At 39.0% G+C, this 15,515-nt stretch carries 14 protein-coding genes; 7 read left to right on the top strand and 7 right to left on the bottom strand.

What is annotated here, in order from left to right; translation table 11 throughout:
* The first annotated feature begins 14 nt into the window (after positions 1-14).
* The 4 genes from CW734_RS00190 (at position 15) to CW734_RS00170 (ending at position 5,261) form a co-directional block, all read left to right on the top strand.
* Positions 15-1,595 (top strand): hypothetical protein, encoded by a 1,581-nt coding sequence (locus tag CW734_RS00190; RefSeq protein ID WP_101188969.1) that lies wholly within the window; start codon positions 15-17, stop codon positions 1,593-1,595.
* A 516-nt stretch (positions 1,596-2,111) separates the two neighbouring features.
* Entirely contained in the window at positions 2,112-2,984 is an 873-nt protein-coding gene (locus CW734_RS00185) for a phage integrase N-terminal SAM-like domain-containing protein (protein WP_101188968.1), read from the top strand.
* Positions 2,985-4,058: 1,074 nt separating this feature from the next.
* Complete coding sequence (locus tag CW734_RS00175) at positions 4,059-4,421, top strand: hypothetical protein (RefSeq protein WP_157824089.1); 363 nt, start codon at positions 4,059-4,061, stop codon at positions 4,419-4,421.
* Entirely contained in the window at positions 4,422-5,261 is an 840-nt protein-coding gene (locus CW734_RS00170; RefSeq protein WP_101188965.1) for a hypothetical protein, read from the top strand.
* Between the two features lie 21 nt (positions 5,262-5,282).
* Here the strand turns inward: CW734_RS00170 and CW734_RS00165 are convergent, their stop codons facing one another.
* From CW734_RS00165 to CW734_RS00135, 7 genes are all read right to left on the bottom strand, one after another.
* Complete coding sequence (locus CW734_RS00165; protein ID WP_101188964.1) at positions 5,283-6,158, bottom strand: ThiF family adenylyltransferase; 876 nt, start codon at positions 6,156-6,158, stop codon at positions 5,283-5,285.
* Positions 6,155-6,880 (bottom strand): MPN domain-containing protein, encoded by a 726-nt coding sequence (locus CW734_RS00160; RefSeq protein ID WP_101188963.1) that lies wholly within the window; start codon positions 6,878-6,880, stop codon positions 6,155-6,157. The genes CW734_RS00165 and CW734_RS00160 overlap by 4 nt, the downstream gene beginning before the upstream one ends.
* A 296-nt stretch (positions 6,881-7,176) precedes the next feature.
* On the bottom strand, positions 7,177-7,896 hold the full coding sequence (locus tag CW734_RS00155; RefSeq protein WP_101188962.1) for a hypothetical protein: 720 nt from the start codon (positions 7,894-7,896) through the stop codon (positions 7,177-7,179).
* Entirely contained in the window at positions 7,893-8,402 is a 510-nt protein-coding gene (locus CW734_RS00150) for a hypothetical protein (RefSeq protein WP_101188961.1), read from the bottom strand. The genes CW734_RS00155 and CW734_RS00150 overlap by 4 nt, the downstream gene beginning before the upstream one ends.
* Positions 8,403-8,411: 9 nt before the next feature.
* Complete coding sequence (locus CW734_RS00145; protein ID WP_101188960.1) at positions 8,412-8,747, bottom strand: hypothetical protein; 336 nt, start codon at positions 8,745-8,747, stop codon at positions 8,412-8,414.
* Between the two features lie 75 nt (positions 8,748-8,822).
* Entirely contained in the window at positions 8,823-9,926 is a 1,104-nt protein-coding gene (dnaN, locus tag CW734_RS00140) for a DNA polymerase III subunit beta (protein WP_101188959.1), read from the bottom strand.
* Between the two features lie 113 nt (positions 9,927-10,039).
* Complete coding sequence (locus tag CW734_RS00135) at positions 10,040-11,041, bottom strand: Rad52/Rad22 family DNA repair protein (RefSeq protein ID WP_101188958.1); 1,002 nt, start codon at positions 11,039-11,041, stop codon at positions 10,040-10,042.
* 358 nt (positions 11,042-11,399) lie between these two features.
* Between CW734_RS00135 and CW734_RS00130 the strand changes: the two genes are divergently transcribed.
* The 3 genes from CW734_RS00130 to CW734_RS00120 all read left to right on the top strand — a co-directional run bounded on the left by CW734_RS00130 (position 11,400) and on the right by CW734_RS00120 (position 14,660).
* On the top strand, positions 11,400-12,911 hold the full coding sequence (locus tag CW734_RS00130; protein ID WP_101188957.1) for a hypothetical protein: 1,512 nt from the start codon (positions 11,400-11,402) through the stop codon (positions 12,909-12,911).
* A 187-nt stretch (positions 12,912-13,098) separates the two neighbouring features.
* Positions 13,099-13,398 carry a hypothetical protein gene (locus tag CW734_RS00125; protein ID WP_101188956.1) on the top strand — a complete coding sequence of 100 codons (300 nt, stop codon included), beginning with the start codon at positions 13,099-13,101 and terminating at the stop codon, positions 13,396-13,398.
* A gap of 17 nt (positions 13,399-13,415) precedes the next feature.
* The gene (locus CW734_RS00120) at positions 13,416-14,660 is read left to right on the top strand and encodes a DUF3854 domain-containing protein (RefSeq protein ID WP_101188955.1); all 1,245 of its coding nucleotides are present in this window, start codon (positions 13,416-13,418) and stop codon (positions 14,658-14,660) included.
* Positions 14,661-15,515 lie beyond the last annotated feature (855 nt).

The raw sequence follows: 15,515 nt of genomic DNA, 5'->3' as shown, positions 1-15,515 counted from the left end.
TAGGAGGATTTAAGATGGTCGCACTCAAAACTTCAACTTATGAAACCGACATTTCCGATATCCGTTACGCGCGAATATCCCGTTCTTTCGTTTCATCGTTTTCTAAAAATCTGATAGATATAACTCCGACTGTTTTCAGAATGATGTTTACAGTAAGTCCGTACGTTGATGTAGATCGCGAAATCAAATTGTATAAGTTTCAGATTAAGCAGCGTCTCCATCTTACATTAAGCTCTTTTAAACACGCATTGCAGGTAGCAATAAATGCCGGCATTATCGAAGAGAAGAGTGGCAAACTCTTTAGCAACGTCCATACTTTTGAAAAGTCTAATAGGCTTTCATTTGTCCCTAACTATGAAAGATTAGTTGATGGGAACTTTCCTAAACTTGGGCGTTGGGCTACACGTTTGTTTTCCTATGTCTTATCTTCGAGAATCGAAAATGCACCACTACGTGTTAATATCGAAAACCTTTACGATAATACTCTACATACAGCAGAAAATGGCTTAGTTTATATGAAGTCAGCAAAGAATGTCGTGGCTACGCTTATTGAATGTCTAAAAGCAGACGTGATTGAACTTAAGATACCGTCTCGCGACGATAATAAGCGACTTATACTTATAAACCAACAAAATATCCAGGAACATATAACGCTCCTTGAGGAACATGTGGAAATCATGAATTCTTCATCACCGGAAGGCGATAACCTTTCTAAAAAGAAAGTAAGAACTTCTAAGCGTAAGGTTGAAAATGACACACACATTTTGTATATCTATTTAGCTAAATCTGTGACGGCAAAAACAATGAATGTGAAAGCATCACATACAGAAATCGATAATATCTTAAAAGAAAACGCATACGAATCATCTTTTCTTAAATCCAATACCATAAATGGCATTATTGGAATCAAAAACGATCTCTTTAAAGCGGCCAGTCTAGTTGGGTTAGCTATATATAAAAAATCCTTAATTGATTACTGCAAAGAGAAGATGCCCCTTATCGACGTGCACGACACCGAAGAATTTGCTTTGCAGGACCACTTGATGAATTACTATGTTTTAGTTTCTATTCGAAGAATATTGTTGAAGGCAGCTGAAGACATTAGTGCTGCAAGCAAGGCCGGAATGGACCTACCAAATACTTTTAAAACTGCTTTTGGATCGCTTACATTCATCGAGGTGAACAAATTACTCGCATACTACAACACTAAGTCCTCAATAAACCATAAAGTAGTTTTCGAAAAGGAATTACTAGATTTAGGTATTAATCAAAACGATTTGCCATCAGAAGAAACGGGATGGAGTCCGATTTTTGAGGAAACTTCGCATGTACATTTGTCAATTCTTTCTCACTTTGAGCAAGGGCTGACGCGCCCAGAATTGCGCGAAATTGCATTTGAGTTAGCAGAAAGAACTCTCCTGGTTCAAAAAGAGAAATACGAACAGTATTTGAAAGATCTTGCCTCCACACGTTCCGCTCCAGTGAAGGTCGTAAATCAATTGCCTTACGTTGAAACGACTAAAGGTTCTAGCAATAGAGTGAACTACGATAAACAACATCACTTCAATATGTTCCGCGAGATTCTCGAACAGTAGAGGTGATTCTTCAAACTGCAGCAATACAGAAATTCTGGCTTCTTATTCTAAAATGAGAGGTCTATTTGTCGTGTGATTTAATGGCCTATCTGATTTAGCATTTGTACTGCTATTGATTCTATGGCACTGGCCACGACTTTATTCTATCAATTTACGCAAAACCATAGTTGTTTTGCCTTTTTTATGTCTAAGACTGGAATATTATGCCTAAAAAACTGAATTATAGAGATTGAATATAAATTATATAATCTGCTATTTGTTTATATATGCGTTAGGTCATTTATAGAAAATCATCACTTCAAAATCTTCAGTACCTACACTTTTAGTAATCCCTTGATACGACTGTTTTCTAAAAGGTTTATTGGATAATTATTAGAATGAGAAACGATTATGTATATATCCTTGTATTTAAACTTGAATTACTCCTAGAAGATAACCTTGAATGTAATAACGCGCGGCGTTGATGAAAAATTTGCTATAATTAATTGGAAGATCTATTTAAAGGAGGGGACAAACATGCTTAAAGAATATGCCGAATATCGACGCAGTAATAACATCAAGGAACAAACCTTGAAATACGAAATTGAACAGCTGCATATCTTTCTAGCTTTTGTTACAAATTTCGCTGGCCGGAAACTCGAACCGTTCGAGATAAAGCCCCTCCACGTTAAGAAATACTTAGATCATGAGAAAGAAATTAAACAGGTGACAGATACTACGATAAAAAGAAAGCTATCTACGATAAGGCAATACTTTAATTTTTTATGGGAAATGGGTAAAGTTCCTAATGACTTTATGCCGAAAGTAAAATACGAATACAATATTCCTGAAAAGACTGGTTCTACAAACTACCAAGAGTTACTTGCAAAGAAAAAGCAAATTCTCTCTAATTCTAAGCTGTTATTAAATGATAAACTCTATTTTCTCCTTACACTAAAAGGCATAAAACTCCAGGACATTGAACGCCTAACTACAGAAAATGTCGTTGATGCGGGGAATAAAATTGTTGTTCGTTTTGAAAACAATCAAGGGTATTTTGTTAAGTGTAATTTTTACGACGAATCCGATATAGCTATATTCATCCAAGCAATTGAGAGAGCCACATTTAGAGACCATTCGCTGCTTGTTGCCTCCACAAATAGAAAAGAAGCTAACTACCTACGACATAATCTAAAAGAAATTAATGACCGATTGTACAAAGTAATAAACGCTCATTTCCGAGGAGAAGAAATTCGATCCTCATATATTCACTTTCTCTACAAAGTCGAAAGAAAATCGCTGGAAGAAATGGCAGAAATGCTTGGTACATCAGTCACTTCAATCACAAATACTCTTAAAGTTGTCCTTGAACGTTATAAACACATGGACTATAATAAAGCTACTAACTAAATTTAAACCAACGGGAGCACCCCATAATTACAAGAACACGATTCTTGTTTTTTATGGGGTGCTCTTTTTATTTGTAGTTTAGAAAGGGGGGACTTACACCGCTATGAAGCGTTGTAAGAAGTAATTGAAAAATCATTTGGGTTCCACAAAAGCTCTGAACGATCTTATTGTCAGTTCTCTATTAACTAAATATGAGTTAAAAAAACACGAGGGCCAAAACTATCTTAGAGTCGAAATTAGCCAAAGCAAAAAATATATCTTAGAAGATTATATAGAACATCATCTAATCTCCAAATTTGTTCAGATTCATAAGGACGAGCCGTTTTTTATTATTTGTCCATCCATAATGTTGGATTATATTTTAAAAGATTGGACCACCAACGGCGAAGTTACAGCTATAAATCCATCCGATCTTCACATTAATACACTTTTATTTTGGATTACGTTGTTTGCTTACAAAACAGAATACTCGGTTGTTGTAGAGACAAACCTCTCGATTCCTCTTCAAAAACTCTGTGCTATTTCTTTTCAAGAACGATAAAGGATTGCGAGATTATCAATATGGATAATCGTTTTCACTTTAAATCATTTTGAATTATACTTACTCTCTAATTCTTATCGTCCCTATTTGGAAACAGGGAACTTAACGAAATGTTGTCATCAACGGAAAACGAAAGTTGAGAAAATCATTGCTAAAGAAAAGCATAAGGAGAGTGAGTTCAGAATGCGTACAGGGTGGCTAGTATTACCTTTAAGTGGTTTATTGTTATTTTCTACTGGTTGCGTCCCCGATAAAGTCAAGAAGAAATTGAAAAAACGGAGAATGAGAACGCTGAGAAGCAGTCAGGGCAAGGGGATGAGGAAGTCGCGCCGGAAGATATAGAAGTATCGGAAGAACAAAAGGAAGAACTTGAAAGTCATGATCATGTCTCTGAAGAAGAAGCGGTTGCTGAACTTACTGAAGAACAAGAGAGTATAGAAATTGATTTGCCAAAGAAAAAAAATGAATTCACGTCCCATCAAGAATTATCGCAATATGTCTCGAATTTATTCTACTTATACCATAAAGGCGATTTGGATACGGATGAATTTTATGAAATGTTAAGACCGCATTTACATGACGATTTCTTAGAATTATTGCCGGCAAGTGAAGCTGATCGAAAAGAAACATTTGAAGTTTTACAATACACATTTCTACAGTATTTGCCCGCTCCAATCGAGTCATACGAGCTCACCGAAGCAACTACAAATATTCGTGGAGATGAAGGAGAAAGTTATCGCAAATATGTAACGGATGATTCTCAATTTATTTACTATGTATTGAGAATGAAGAAAGAAGGCAGTCAATGGTTTGTAACCTATGACAGCCCCGCTCCACCATACGAAATCGATCCATCTTTAGAAAGTTCATTTGAATCTCCAGGAGGCGAAGAGTAAATGGTAAGTATAAAAGAACAAAAAGAGCTAGTACCAGAAAAGTTGATGAAACGTTTCAATAAAGATTATGAATTTAAAGCTACTATCCAGTCAGTCACAACATTTTATGGCAAAAAAATTATGGCTTTTGCTACTGAGCCGGAAGATAAAAAATTCATTGAAGAACGCACATTAGAAGTAGTCAGCGAACAATTTTTATTAGGCTATTTCATCATGAGTGAGTTGTTAGAGGATCCGGAGTTTCAGTTGGAACAAGCAGCATGGAATTTAAGGAAAGGCTACGTGCGAAACACAATGTACTCTCTTTTAGAAACAGTTATGCAAGACAGTGAAGTTGAATGGCAGCAAAGCGATATAGAGAAACAATTTACAAAACGTGTTCTAGCGTCATTCTATGATGCCTATGAGGTCACAGTTCAACTGCGTAAGGATGTACTCGCTTTAGGAGCCTACTATGCTTTTACCGAATCTTCCCGTTATCAGGAACCACCGGAAAAGCCGCATACATTGAAATTAGCAACCCCATACGACCTTACTTTTTTAAATCCGCAAGTATATATGCAAGGGGAAGCGGTTATAGAAAACATGAAGAAATGGACTTTGTTTCAAACAGAATCCATCAAGGGTGCTCAAAAAGTGGGGACCATCCAGCTGATCGAAAAGGAGCGGAATACGGGGGAATCTGAAATCCATTTGGAAATACTAATCTCTCAATTGATTAGTCAAAATGAGATAACCGACATCATTAATCAAATGATTGAAAAGATTCCACAGCAAGATCATTCAAGAACAGTCATAGATTATTACTTAGTGACTGATCAGAAAACATACCAATTATAATAAATGAAAAAAGAACCGCTCCTATAAGGAATGCGGTTCTTTTGTTTGTTTAGTCGCCTCTGTAGAGCGCATGTAGCCTTTCTTAGCTTGAAAGAAAGTGATATGGCTACTTAGAGTCATATCTTCTACAATCTCTGTCAAAACGCTCAAAATGGCCAACGTGGAGAACTTATTGACGATTAGTCGCTGCGGCTCACTTGCCGTTAATTCTGTGCAAGATATTGAACTGGGCCGCTCTTTGTCCTCTGTCTCAAGAATATCTGGAAATGCATCTGCTACAGTAGGTAGCTTAGCAAGATTCAGATTCAAGCCAGTGACAATTTGACCGCTCCAGCCGCTCTCATTGAACGCTTTTAATTCATCTTCGGTCCATTGAGCTTTCGGGCGTGTTTGCCAGTCAGCAGGGACCACAGTAGATTCATTGCCAGCATCAATATATACGCCTGCATTTTCCTTAATAAAATCATGAATCACTTTGCGGGTATAGTTGTTATCGACACAACCGATGACAATTGGCATCAATATGTCCGAGTAGGAAATGTCTGTTAGGTAGTCCGTGTTAAATAGTTCTAATACATCTTCTACTGATTCAATATAGCCCGTGGTTTTGCTGCGAATATCAATGTTATAAGCATAAGAATAGCGGGATGCAAGAACTTCAGCTTTTTTTAATCCCACTTCTGAAGCTAAAAACAATTGATTCCCCAAATTCTTCTCTTCAATCACATCAGGATCGGCAATAACATAAGTAGCGGCGCGTTTACTCGTTCCAAGCAATTGTGCAATATGCTGAACGAGGTAACCACCCGTACCGCCTGTTCCGATTTGAACGATAAATGGATAAATGCCTTTTTTGGTAGAGTAATCCGTTTTTGCTGAATCCAGAAGGTTAATCATTTGACCACCTCAATCTTGTGGAGATCATACTCTGGGAGTTCAGAAAACGGTGTTTCAAATAAATCAGTAAGATTTAAAGATTTGTGACCAATCTCTTCATTCACAAACATTCGAGCGGTCATATCAGGAAAGAATTTCTGTGTATGGCCGACAATGGCATAGCACATTCCTGGAGATCGCTCAGATTGATTATCAAGTGAAGAGGGGGCGGGTGGCATAGTATGGTGCGAATGAATCTCTAGAAGTTTCATACCATCCGAAAAGCGGTCAGCTAAATCAAATATTGTCTCGATCACTTCGACCTGATATTCTTCAACTCGCTGCGAAGGAATATCCAACACATATTGCTGGGTATTCGTCATATAGTAAATGTCGCCATGAACTTCAAGACTATGCTTTCCATACTCTTTAGCTATCGCAATAAATTGCTGAAGCAAAGTAAATGGAAGAGGGTAAAGAGAAGACCGGAAGTGATTCCGGTCTTGGTTTGGTGCGCCTTTCGGTTTCGCTTTCATGACGATCACAATAATGTTCTTTTTCTTCAAAAAGACTACGTCGGTATGATTTTTAACCAATTCCGGATACTCTTTCTCCATCCGCGCACGAAGCATTTCTCCGGTTAACGGCTGGCGTACAGGATCTTGGTCTTTTTTCTTCACAAGCAAGCCTTCAGCAAGCTCTTCAGGTGAAAAGAAATCAACTACCGGTAGCGAATCGCCCATGAAGCGAATAACGGTCTCTTCGTCCGGTTTAAAAGCGTCTACGGCTTCTTTTTTAGGAGCGGGAGCTTTCGGGGCTTCTTTTGGTCCATATACAGCATTAGCAGCATCAACTTTCTTCTGCAGTTCTTCTTGCTGTTTGGCTTTCTTCTCGGCTTCAGCCTATTTTTTCTGATTTTCTTTATCTTGTCTCTCTTTTTCGTTAGAATCCACCATATTGAAAAGCTCGAAAATGTTAGTCATAGTAAGTTCTCCTCTCTTGAAGCTATCCTCTAGGGTATAGGCTTATTCAAGTCCAATTAATAATCTGTTTCTCTCAAAACCTGTCCGAGTGTTTTACATGCAGGAACAAGCCAATCATCGCTATATGGCTGCTCGTCCAATTCATTGAGCAACTTCCGGAAAGTGTTGATTCCTAAGGTAGTCCGCACACCGTGGTCCTCGTTAAAAGGAGCGGAAAAGAACAGCAATAGCGCTTTTTTCGCTTCTATCAGAGAATCGACCAGGAGTCGTTCGTTAATACCCCAGCAAACCGTTCCGGAGCCTTTCATGACATTTGGATAGGGGAAGTCGTATAAGGGCGTTTCAGGCGTAATAGGCTCCTTATTGTTCTCTACCGCATAAATCCGCATCGTATCAATTAGTTTTTGATTTCCCATGCCTTTGAGTTCACACATAAAGATCATTCGAGGGAAGGCGAGTGAAAAGAATTCATCTTCATCCTTGTATCGAATATCGAAAGACTTTTGCGGAATCTCAAAAACGATTTGCTCTAAATTTCCATTTGGATGGCTGGAATAAAGTAATGTGCCTTCCGGAAGAATAGGGAAAACGATCATTTCTTCTCTCAAATTAGAATCATCGTTAGGCATTTCGGTAATGTTAGACAATATTCCAATGACTTGATCTAACGAGAAGTATTGTTCTGGCCCTTTTAATCTAGGGGCTATCTCTTGAAATCCGATGATTGGAAAATCGGGATTTTTGGGTACATCAGTGAATTGCAATGTCCAATTCATGAAGTCACTTCCTTTTTAGTGTTTTTGCTATGAAGCAGTATTTCTCTCAGCGCGTCATCATATGCTGGTAACCCGAAATCGGCTATTTTGCAGAAGAACAATTTACTTCTTTGTCTTCCAAACGCCAATGACTCTTCGTAATCTAAACAATCAATTGGAAAATTAGCGGCAGCAGGAAAATCAATTTCAAAAATCGCCACCTCTTGATTTTTATAGGCTTCTTCGATTTTCTTTTTTCCGCTGTTTGTGAATTGACTATTCGCAAGGAATCTCTCGTAGTCTTTGTCGAAGTCATCACAATATGCATCGTAAACAGTTAACTCGAAAAATTGAGCTAGAATGCCCGTGAACACCTCGGCTATTTCTAAACTGCCATAGTAGGTAGGAACGATCGAAAGACCCTTTAACTTCTTGGGCTCTATTCCTGACTCAACTGCGATAGTGACCAGTTTCAAAGATCGTAAATACTCTTGGCACATATAAAATTGTTCATGCTCCATGCTCATGGAATCACCTCATATCAACGGAAAAGCCGGGATGGGCTTTTTCGTTTCAGTTTTAGCAAAATTCCACATAAGCTCGAGCGTGCAAAGAAGGGAAGACCATGGGGAATCTTGCAAAAAGTAGATCGTTCCATCCTGGTCTTCGCTTCTTACGGATTGCTCGAATAAGTCATAGGCTTCTGCAACTGCATGAGAATCCAATCTCGAAAAGTCAATTTGACTAACATCCATGCGATTCAACATGCAATAAAGCGCGTACATCTCTTTCTCTATTTCAGTAGATTCGTTTCTCTCGTTTACAGGCTGCGCTTCGAAAGCAACATTTATCTGTTCAAAATCATATTTCATGTGAATTCTCCTTTAGAAAATAAAAAGAACACGATGGCTTGGCGGCCGTCATGTTCTTTCACTCTCCATGTATTTTTAATAAGTTCTCACAGGCAAGATCAATTGTACTTGCTTTGTTTTTTCATTAATTCCTTCTACCGTAAATGGGCGCTGGGCTCCACAAAAGTTCAGCTTGATGGCGTCTGAATCGATTCGTTTCAGAGCTTCAAGCAAAAAGCCAGAAGAGAAAGAAACTGTGAATCCGGCTTCACCCGTGTATTCAATAAACGAAAGCTCACGGTGTCCTTTAGCGGTTTCGTTTTTTGAATCCAGCTTTACAAAAAGCCCATCTACTTCTAGCTTGATCACACCTTCTGAAGAAAGAGTCGATAGCAGCTGAAGAGATTCAGTGAATTCTTTAGCGTCTAGTGTCAATTCGCCATCAAAAGTTGTCGGGATCAAACGCTGCGTGTCAGGATAGTTACCTTCCAGCAAGCGAGAGTAATAGATCGTATTCCCGTTGGCCATCGCGATTTGCGAGGTATCAATAGATAAGAGAATACCTTTGGAAAGGTCAAATGCTTTCAATGCATGGTCCAGCATTTTACCTGGGATTGTAATGGATACTTCATCCAACTTTTCTTCCAAAGGAATAGTTACTTTTGCTAACCGGTGGCTATCAGTCGAAATCGCCTGCAGCGATTCACCAACCTGTAGATTCACGCCTGTTAGAACAGGGCGCGTCTCGGTTTTGGCTACTGCAAAGACTGTTCGGGAGATAAGTTCGGAAAACTTTTGGCCCGTTAGAACGATTGGCGCTGACGTAGGATTTGCTCCGATTTTCGGGAATTCCTCGGGTGCCATTGTCGTAAAGCTCAAAGAGGTTTTCTTTCCTTGAGTCACCTGAAGGTTTTTCTCCACAAGTTCAAATGTGATTTCTCCGCTAAGTTTAGATGTTACTTCAAAGGCTTCTTTTGTGAGGACGGCCGCTCCTTCATTATCAATCGTTGTAGTTTCTCCATTTGGGAGAATACGATGGATGATGCTTTCGCTGGCGTTACTGGCTGTCAGCATAATACAATCCGCCATAGCTTCTACCTTGATTCCTGCCAAAATTGGAATTGTGCCTTTGGCATTCAGTACCGGACGAAGTTTTTGCATAGCCTGTTGGATAACATCTTTTGTTAGTGTGAATTTCATTTTAATTTTCTCCCTTCACTTGGCTGCCCTATAAGGTGCAGACTTACAAGCAATAAAAAAAACACATAGAAGAGAAGGGGATGCCTTCTCCTTTATGTGTTCAAGTCTCTCGATTAAGCTGGTTGAGCCGCTTCGCGGTCTTCATGGATCAGCTGTATCGTTTCATTACAAATGGTTTTATCCATCTTAAGCAATAGGCTTAAATGGCTTTCCAATTTCTCGTGTAGAGTAATTTGCGCGTAGTACAGCATTTCATCCTCCGTCAAACCTTGGTTTTGGCAATACTCGATGTATTTTTTGACAGGAACTAAAACTTTAGCAACTTCTCGTAATTGTTCTTCAGTAGCCTTTCCAATTTGCATCCGCTCACCGGTGATCTTCTTCATGAGTCCAGGAACAAGCTCTGAGCCGATAGATAGCGACTTGAATAAGGAAATTGTGTGCTCTAAAGGGGATTTCTCGGTCATGGTTGATGCCATGTCCGATGGTTTTCCAGTACGTTTTTCGGACTTCTGAGTTGTTTGGTCATGATGTGTCGTTGAAGTGCTGGAATCAAAGTTCTCAAGCTGCTGTTCTTGTCTATTGGAATACGTATGTCCTTCAGGCAAGAACTTAGCAGGGATAGTAGGCGGATTAAATTTACCGCTGATTTGTCTTTTCTCTCCCGAAATTTTGAAATAACCATACACGTTGCATTTGCCTTTTCGCTGTAACGGTACCCAAAAATTAGGGAGGTCATACAAATATCGGCCGATTCCCCATTGAACTGCTGCTCGTTTAAGTGCGTTGGAATAGCCGCCTTTAATGGATTCAATATCTGACACTTCTGCTCCATCAACTCGTGAGATCCATTCTCCGTCGATTTTGATGGACAAAATACAACTGAATCCTTGCTTCTGTCCCTTTGCAGTCTCGATGATCATTTGTTTGAAGTCTGATTTCCATAGAGCCCCGCAAGTTGCATCTAAACGATCCATAATGGCGCGAGCGTTTAGATAAGGAACAACAAGGACTGATATTTCTCCGTTTCTCTCGGTAGCTGATTGAACTTTCCATTCGATATCATCATAACCAAATGGTGCTTTCAATCCCTCCATAACTTTAGTGTTCTCCATAAAAATACACCCTTTCCCAAACGTTTTTACTCTTCAATTTTTAATTGAAAACGCAAAAAAGCCCCTGGGTTGATTAGTCATCACAGCAAAATAGCTATGTGTCAAAATCAGCCCAGAGGCTTGTTAGTGTCATCACCGTCAGAACGTGTAACGTTCGACAAAATTAAAAAAATTAAAGAATATACTGATAGTATACCCGTTCTGCTGATAAAAATAAATAGAGTTATTACTTTTTTGGAAAAGCTGTGCTATAGTCAAAGTAATTTCAAATCAACGCAAGCACTGCGCATATTCACCGCTATCTCATAAGATAGCGGGAATGTGCGCTTTTTTATTTTCTAAAAAGGAAGGGGATTTCATGGCAAAGGACCAAATTCATGTGTGTTCGGTATTTACTACAGAATTTCCATCAGGGATGAAAGAACAGATAAAGCGTTCACTATTTGAAGCCGGATATAGACTTCATGATTTTCAATCGATTGGAGAATTTCAGAATTGGTATAGCGACTATCAGACTGAAGTGTGTCTCCTGCTCAATGAAGAGGTAGATTCTGCCGAGTATGATTCATTGAAAGGCGAATTTGCAGAATTAGATGATTTTATCTTTGTTGACGCTCAAAATGCCGGAAGGAAGGAATGGTCGGGTACTCCAGTCCTTATTGACAAGAAAACCAATGAACTCGATGTAGATATGCTAATTGAAGAGATAAAAGCAATTATCCCTATTGATGAAAATGAAATGTCTTTAGAGGACGAAAATGAGCTCGGTGTGGAAGAAGACGAAAGTGACGCATTTGATTCGTTTACTGAAGGGGCACCTTCATACTCACAAGAACTCAATGATGAGCCCTATATTGGAGAAGAACCGCCACTCTCAGAAGAGGAAATGGAAGATATTGCGCGTGAATCACAAGAGCAGGAACTGAACGAAATTCAGCAGATCGATGATGCTCCTGCAGATAGTAAAGCGGAAGAAGTAGAAGCGGTTGTTGAACATTCACCATCAGCTAGTGAAAATGCCAGTTATTCTAAAAGACTTCGTAGTATTCAAAAAAGCCTGACCGGTCCGCAAATGGATGAGTTTAAAACGATCGGGGTCTGGTCCCCGCTCCCGGCGATGGGCGTCACGTCGTTCATTTTAAACTTTTCATTCTTTCTTGCAGAGAACCGAATTCATACGGCGGTTTTAGAGAGCTTAACAAGTAATCACATATTAAAAGACTGGCTGCTTCGATATGGTTCCGTTCCAGATAAATGGGTGAGCTTGGCCGAAAACTTACATGCGGATCAAGCAATTGGAAATAGCGAGTGGGTGTATCGGGGTGTGAAGTTTTTCCCCTTAAATACGAAAGATGGTAAACATCATTGGAATCCCGACTCATTCGACGCATTTTATCGAATGACCGGCATCTATGATGTGACGTTAATTGATATACCCACTGGGGAAATGGCTGCCTTTACAAAAGAATCGCTAAGGTATTTAGATGAACTATGGATATTGGTAGACGACCGGGTGCAGCAATTGAATAGCTGGAAAGGATACATTAAAGGAATTAAGGAATCGTCCGGCTTAGATGTTCACTTGATTCACAACAAATCAATTTCAGCTTCAAAACCTGGCATTATATCAGAAGGGTTAGGCAGTAACTTATTAGCTGAAATGCCTCCCTTGTGGGAAGAAACAGCGAGAAATTATTATCAAAACCAACCGCTTTACTTTCAAGCGGGTGTAAGAGAAAAAGTGCAAAAGCCATATCATCAGCTCGCTAGACATCTAATCGGGCCATCATTCCAGTTACAAGAGAAAAAAGCGAACTGGTGGGAGCAGCTAACGAAGTCTAAAGGATTTCAGAAAATCTTGAACGGCTAAATTAGAAGTGATATAGTAAATTTATTAAAAATTTTTAAATTTACTATGTCGAGCGAAACCCGCTCCGACGGTGACGATTAGAAAAAGCCTTTGGGCTGATTTGGAGATAGCTTTTGCTATTGTCTATTAATCAGTCCAGGGGCTTTTTTTCTTGTCGAAAAATGACGAATGAAAGGGGCGAAGGACTATGGATGAGCAACGTATGATTAAAAAAGCATTAATGCAAGGAAAGGTTCAAATATCAGGGCACACGTTTTTACGCATTGAAAAGCGGGGCTATACGCGTTCTGATATGATCAACTGCATTATGCAGGGAGAAATGACGCGAACGACTATGTATAACAACCGAATCGCATTTGAGATTGAAGGATGTGATACGGATGGACTGCCGATGGTTTTGATTATTGGGAGAGGCAAGAAGCCTGCAAAGTACAGAATTGTTACGGCGATGCCACCAATCCATAAACGATTCAAAAGAATAATCTAATCGAAGGAGAGGATATTATGAGAGGCACGTTGAGACGCACAAGAATGAAAGATTGGTATGAAATCATTCGTGAGACTTGTCCGATTTGCGGAAAAAGCGGGGGTTGTATGCTGCACAGTGATGGGAACCGCGTGGTCTGTATTCGAGTAGAAAGTAAGATTATCTTCTCGAAAAAAATGACCTCTTGGCTTCACTTCTTGAAAGAACCGGTATCAAAAGAAAAGAATCTCGAAGAGTATATTTTAGAGAGCGAGAAAGCGCCTGTTCAGCAGCTGAATGCTGTCTATGGCGCAATGCTTGAAAACACATATCTTCAAGATGTTCATCATGAACACTTAACAGGGCCGAGTCGTTCGATGCAAGAAAAAGAAATTCACCACAGAAAGTATCGCACGTTTCCAGCGAAATCATGGGATACAACAAAGGCCATGCTCAATCACGTGAGTGAAGAAGCCTTTGAAGGTGTGCCTGGTTTCTTTAAGAATAAATACGGCTGGATGATTGCAGGTGCACCAGGTATCTTGATTCCATACCGCAATACGCGCAATCAACTAACAGGATTTCAAATTCGAGTAGATAATCCAGGATTTAAAGCGGTCCTTGAAGGGACATTCAATGATCACGTTACAGCTGAGATTATTGAAAAACCAAACAAGGTACAAGTAAAAATTGATGGCGAAGTGTATAAAGAGGAATACTTGTCTGAAGGCGAACGTATTACCATTATGACGAATGGCAACTATGGTTCTGTGTGTTTGAAGAAAGGGCAGCGGTATTTTTGGTTATCTTCAGCTAACAAAGAGCAAGGAACAGGAGCGGGGAATCCCTTGCCAGTTCATGTAGCTGTTCCAGTAAGCCAGCTGCAGGATTGGGAAGAAGGGGAGATTCATCAAACTGATTCTGTTTGGATTACCGAAGGTGCTCTAAAAGCAGATATTGCAGTAGAACATATGGCGCGGCTTTACAAATCCGGACAAATTATCGATCAAGAAAAAACACCGACTTTCATTGGATTACCAGGTGTCTCAACTTGGTTTAACGTTATGGAAGTATTGGAAGAAATGAATACACGCATTGTTACATTGGCATATGATATGGATATGCTTTCGAATCCGGATGTTTTAAGACCACTGAAGGATTTCATTACGCATTTAAAATCAGAGGGTTATGAAGTGCGCATGGCAATGTGGAACGAAGAAGATGGAAAGGGAATTGATGATATGTTTTTGAATTCCAAATTTCCGCAGATAAAAGAGTTTTAAAAGAATCTTTAAAGTAAAAGACGTTCACAAAGTGAGAAATCACCTTGTGAACGTCTTTTTTATTACAACTTAACTGGGAAAAATATAAAGTTTAGTGTCTTTTAATTGCTTTTTTACTAATAGCTCTGAAATATGTTGGTTCGTTTTTATCGACGCTATATGATATCCAATTTTTACTTTTGAGGACATCCAATAGTTGTTTGTCGATATCAGTTTTCGGGATCTTTGGCCGTCCTCCCTCAAACAAACTTAAATACTCTTTTGAGTTTAGGGTAGCAAACAATTCGTAGGCTTCATTAAGGACGTAGTCTTTCAAATTCAAGACTAACAATTGCTTATTTTGTTGTTCTGACAGCTGCTTATGCAAATAAATTTCCTTCAGAACGTTGAAGGGTATTGATAGCTTTTCTTTTAACACGTAACTAAATTGTTCAGAGATCAATTTTATTATCTTTTCTTGAATCTGACGTTTTTCATTACTGTAATTATCCAGTAAGAACTGAAAGTCTTTTAAATCAAAGTGATTCTCGATAATATACCCTTTAATTTCTGTAGCTAACTCTCTCTCTCTTAGGCTTATTTCGCTGTCATTATGTTTTAATACTATTAATTTTGTGGAATGCTAATGGATGATTCTAGTAAGAACAGTGCCTCATCAAGTCTATAGATTTCGGGGTTTAGCAACTCTAAATAATCGTCTATATTTTAATAATAAACTGTTCTTTCAGCTCATCATATCGCTCTCTAAGAAACGTTAAGTTTTCTTCTGACATTGAGATTATCCTAGGTCTATTAATATTGAAACTTTTCGCTTTCGACACCTTCAATTTCAAATTCATCATAGTGCCAATCGAA

The organism is Planococcus sp. MB-3u-03 (assembly GCF_002833405.1).
In the GTDB taxonomy this organism is placed as follows: domain Bacteria; phylum Bacillota; class Bacilli; order Bacillales_A; family Planococcaceae; genus Planococcus.
This window is presented reverse-complemented; position numbering and strand designations above follow the sequence as displayed.

Excerpts from the sequence above, each read along its gene's own strand:
- CW734_RS00190 (WP_101188969.1), top strand. The coding sequence starts at position 15 with ATGGTCGCACTCAAAACTTCAACTTATGAAACCGACATTTCCGATATC.
- CW734_RS00185 (WP_101188968.1), top strand. The coding sequence starts at position 2,112 with ATGCTTAAAGAATATGCCGAATATCGACGCAGTAATAACATCAAGGAA.
- CW734_RS00170 (WP_101188965.1), top strand. The coding sequence starts at position 4,422 with ATGGTAAGTATAAAAGAACAAAAAGAGCTAGTACCAGAAAAGTTGATG.
- CW734_RS00165 (WP_101188964.1), bottom strand. The coding sequence starts at position 6,158 with ATGATTAACCTTCTGGATTCAGCAAAAACGGATTACTCTACCAAAAAA.
- CW734_RS00160 (WP_101188963.1), bottom strand. The coding sequence starts at position 6,880 with ATGGGCGATTCGCTACCGGTAGTTGATTTCTTTTCACCTGAAGAGCTT.
- CW734_RS00155 (WP_101188962.1), bottom strand. The coding sequence starts at position 7,896 with ATGAATTGGACATTGCAATTCACTGATGTACCCAAAAATCCCGATTTT.
- CW734_RS00150 (WP_101188961.1), bottom strand. The coding sequence starts at position 8,402 with ATGAGCATGGAGCATGAACAATTTTATATGTGCCAAGAGTATTTACGA.
- CW734_RS00145 (WP_101188960.1), bottom strand. The coding sequence starts at position 8,747 with ATGAAATATGATTTTGAACAGATAAATGTTGCTTTCGAAGCGCAGCCT.
- dnaN (WP_101188959.1), bottom strand. The coding sequence starts at position 9,926 with ATGAAATTCACACTAACAAAAGATGTTATCCAACAGGCTATGCAAAAA.
- CW734_RS00135 (WP_101188958.1), bottom strand. The coding sequence starts at position 11,041 with ATGGAGAACACTAAAGTTATGGAGGGATTGAAAGCACCATTTGGTTAT.
- CW734_RS00130 (WP_101188957.1), top strand. The coding sequence starts at position 11,400 with ATGGCAAAGGACCAAATTCATGTGTGTTCGGTATTTACTACAGAATTT.
- CW734_RS00125 (WP_101188956.1), top strand. The coding sequence starts at position 13,099 with ATGGATGAGCAACGTATGATTAAAAAAGCATTAATGCAAGGAAAGGTT.
- CW734_RS00120 (WP_101188955.1), top strand. The coding sequence starts at position 13,416 with ATGAGAGGCACGTTGAGACGCACAAGAATGAAAGATTGGTATGAAATC.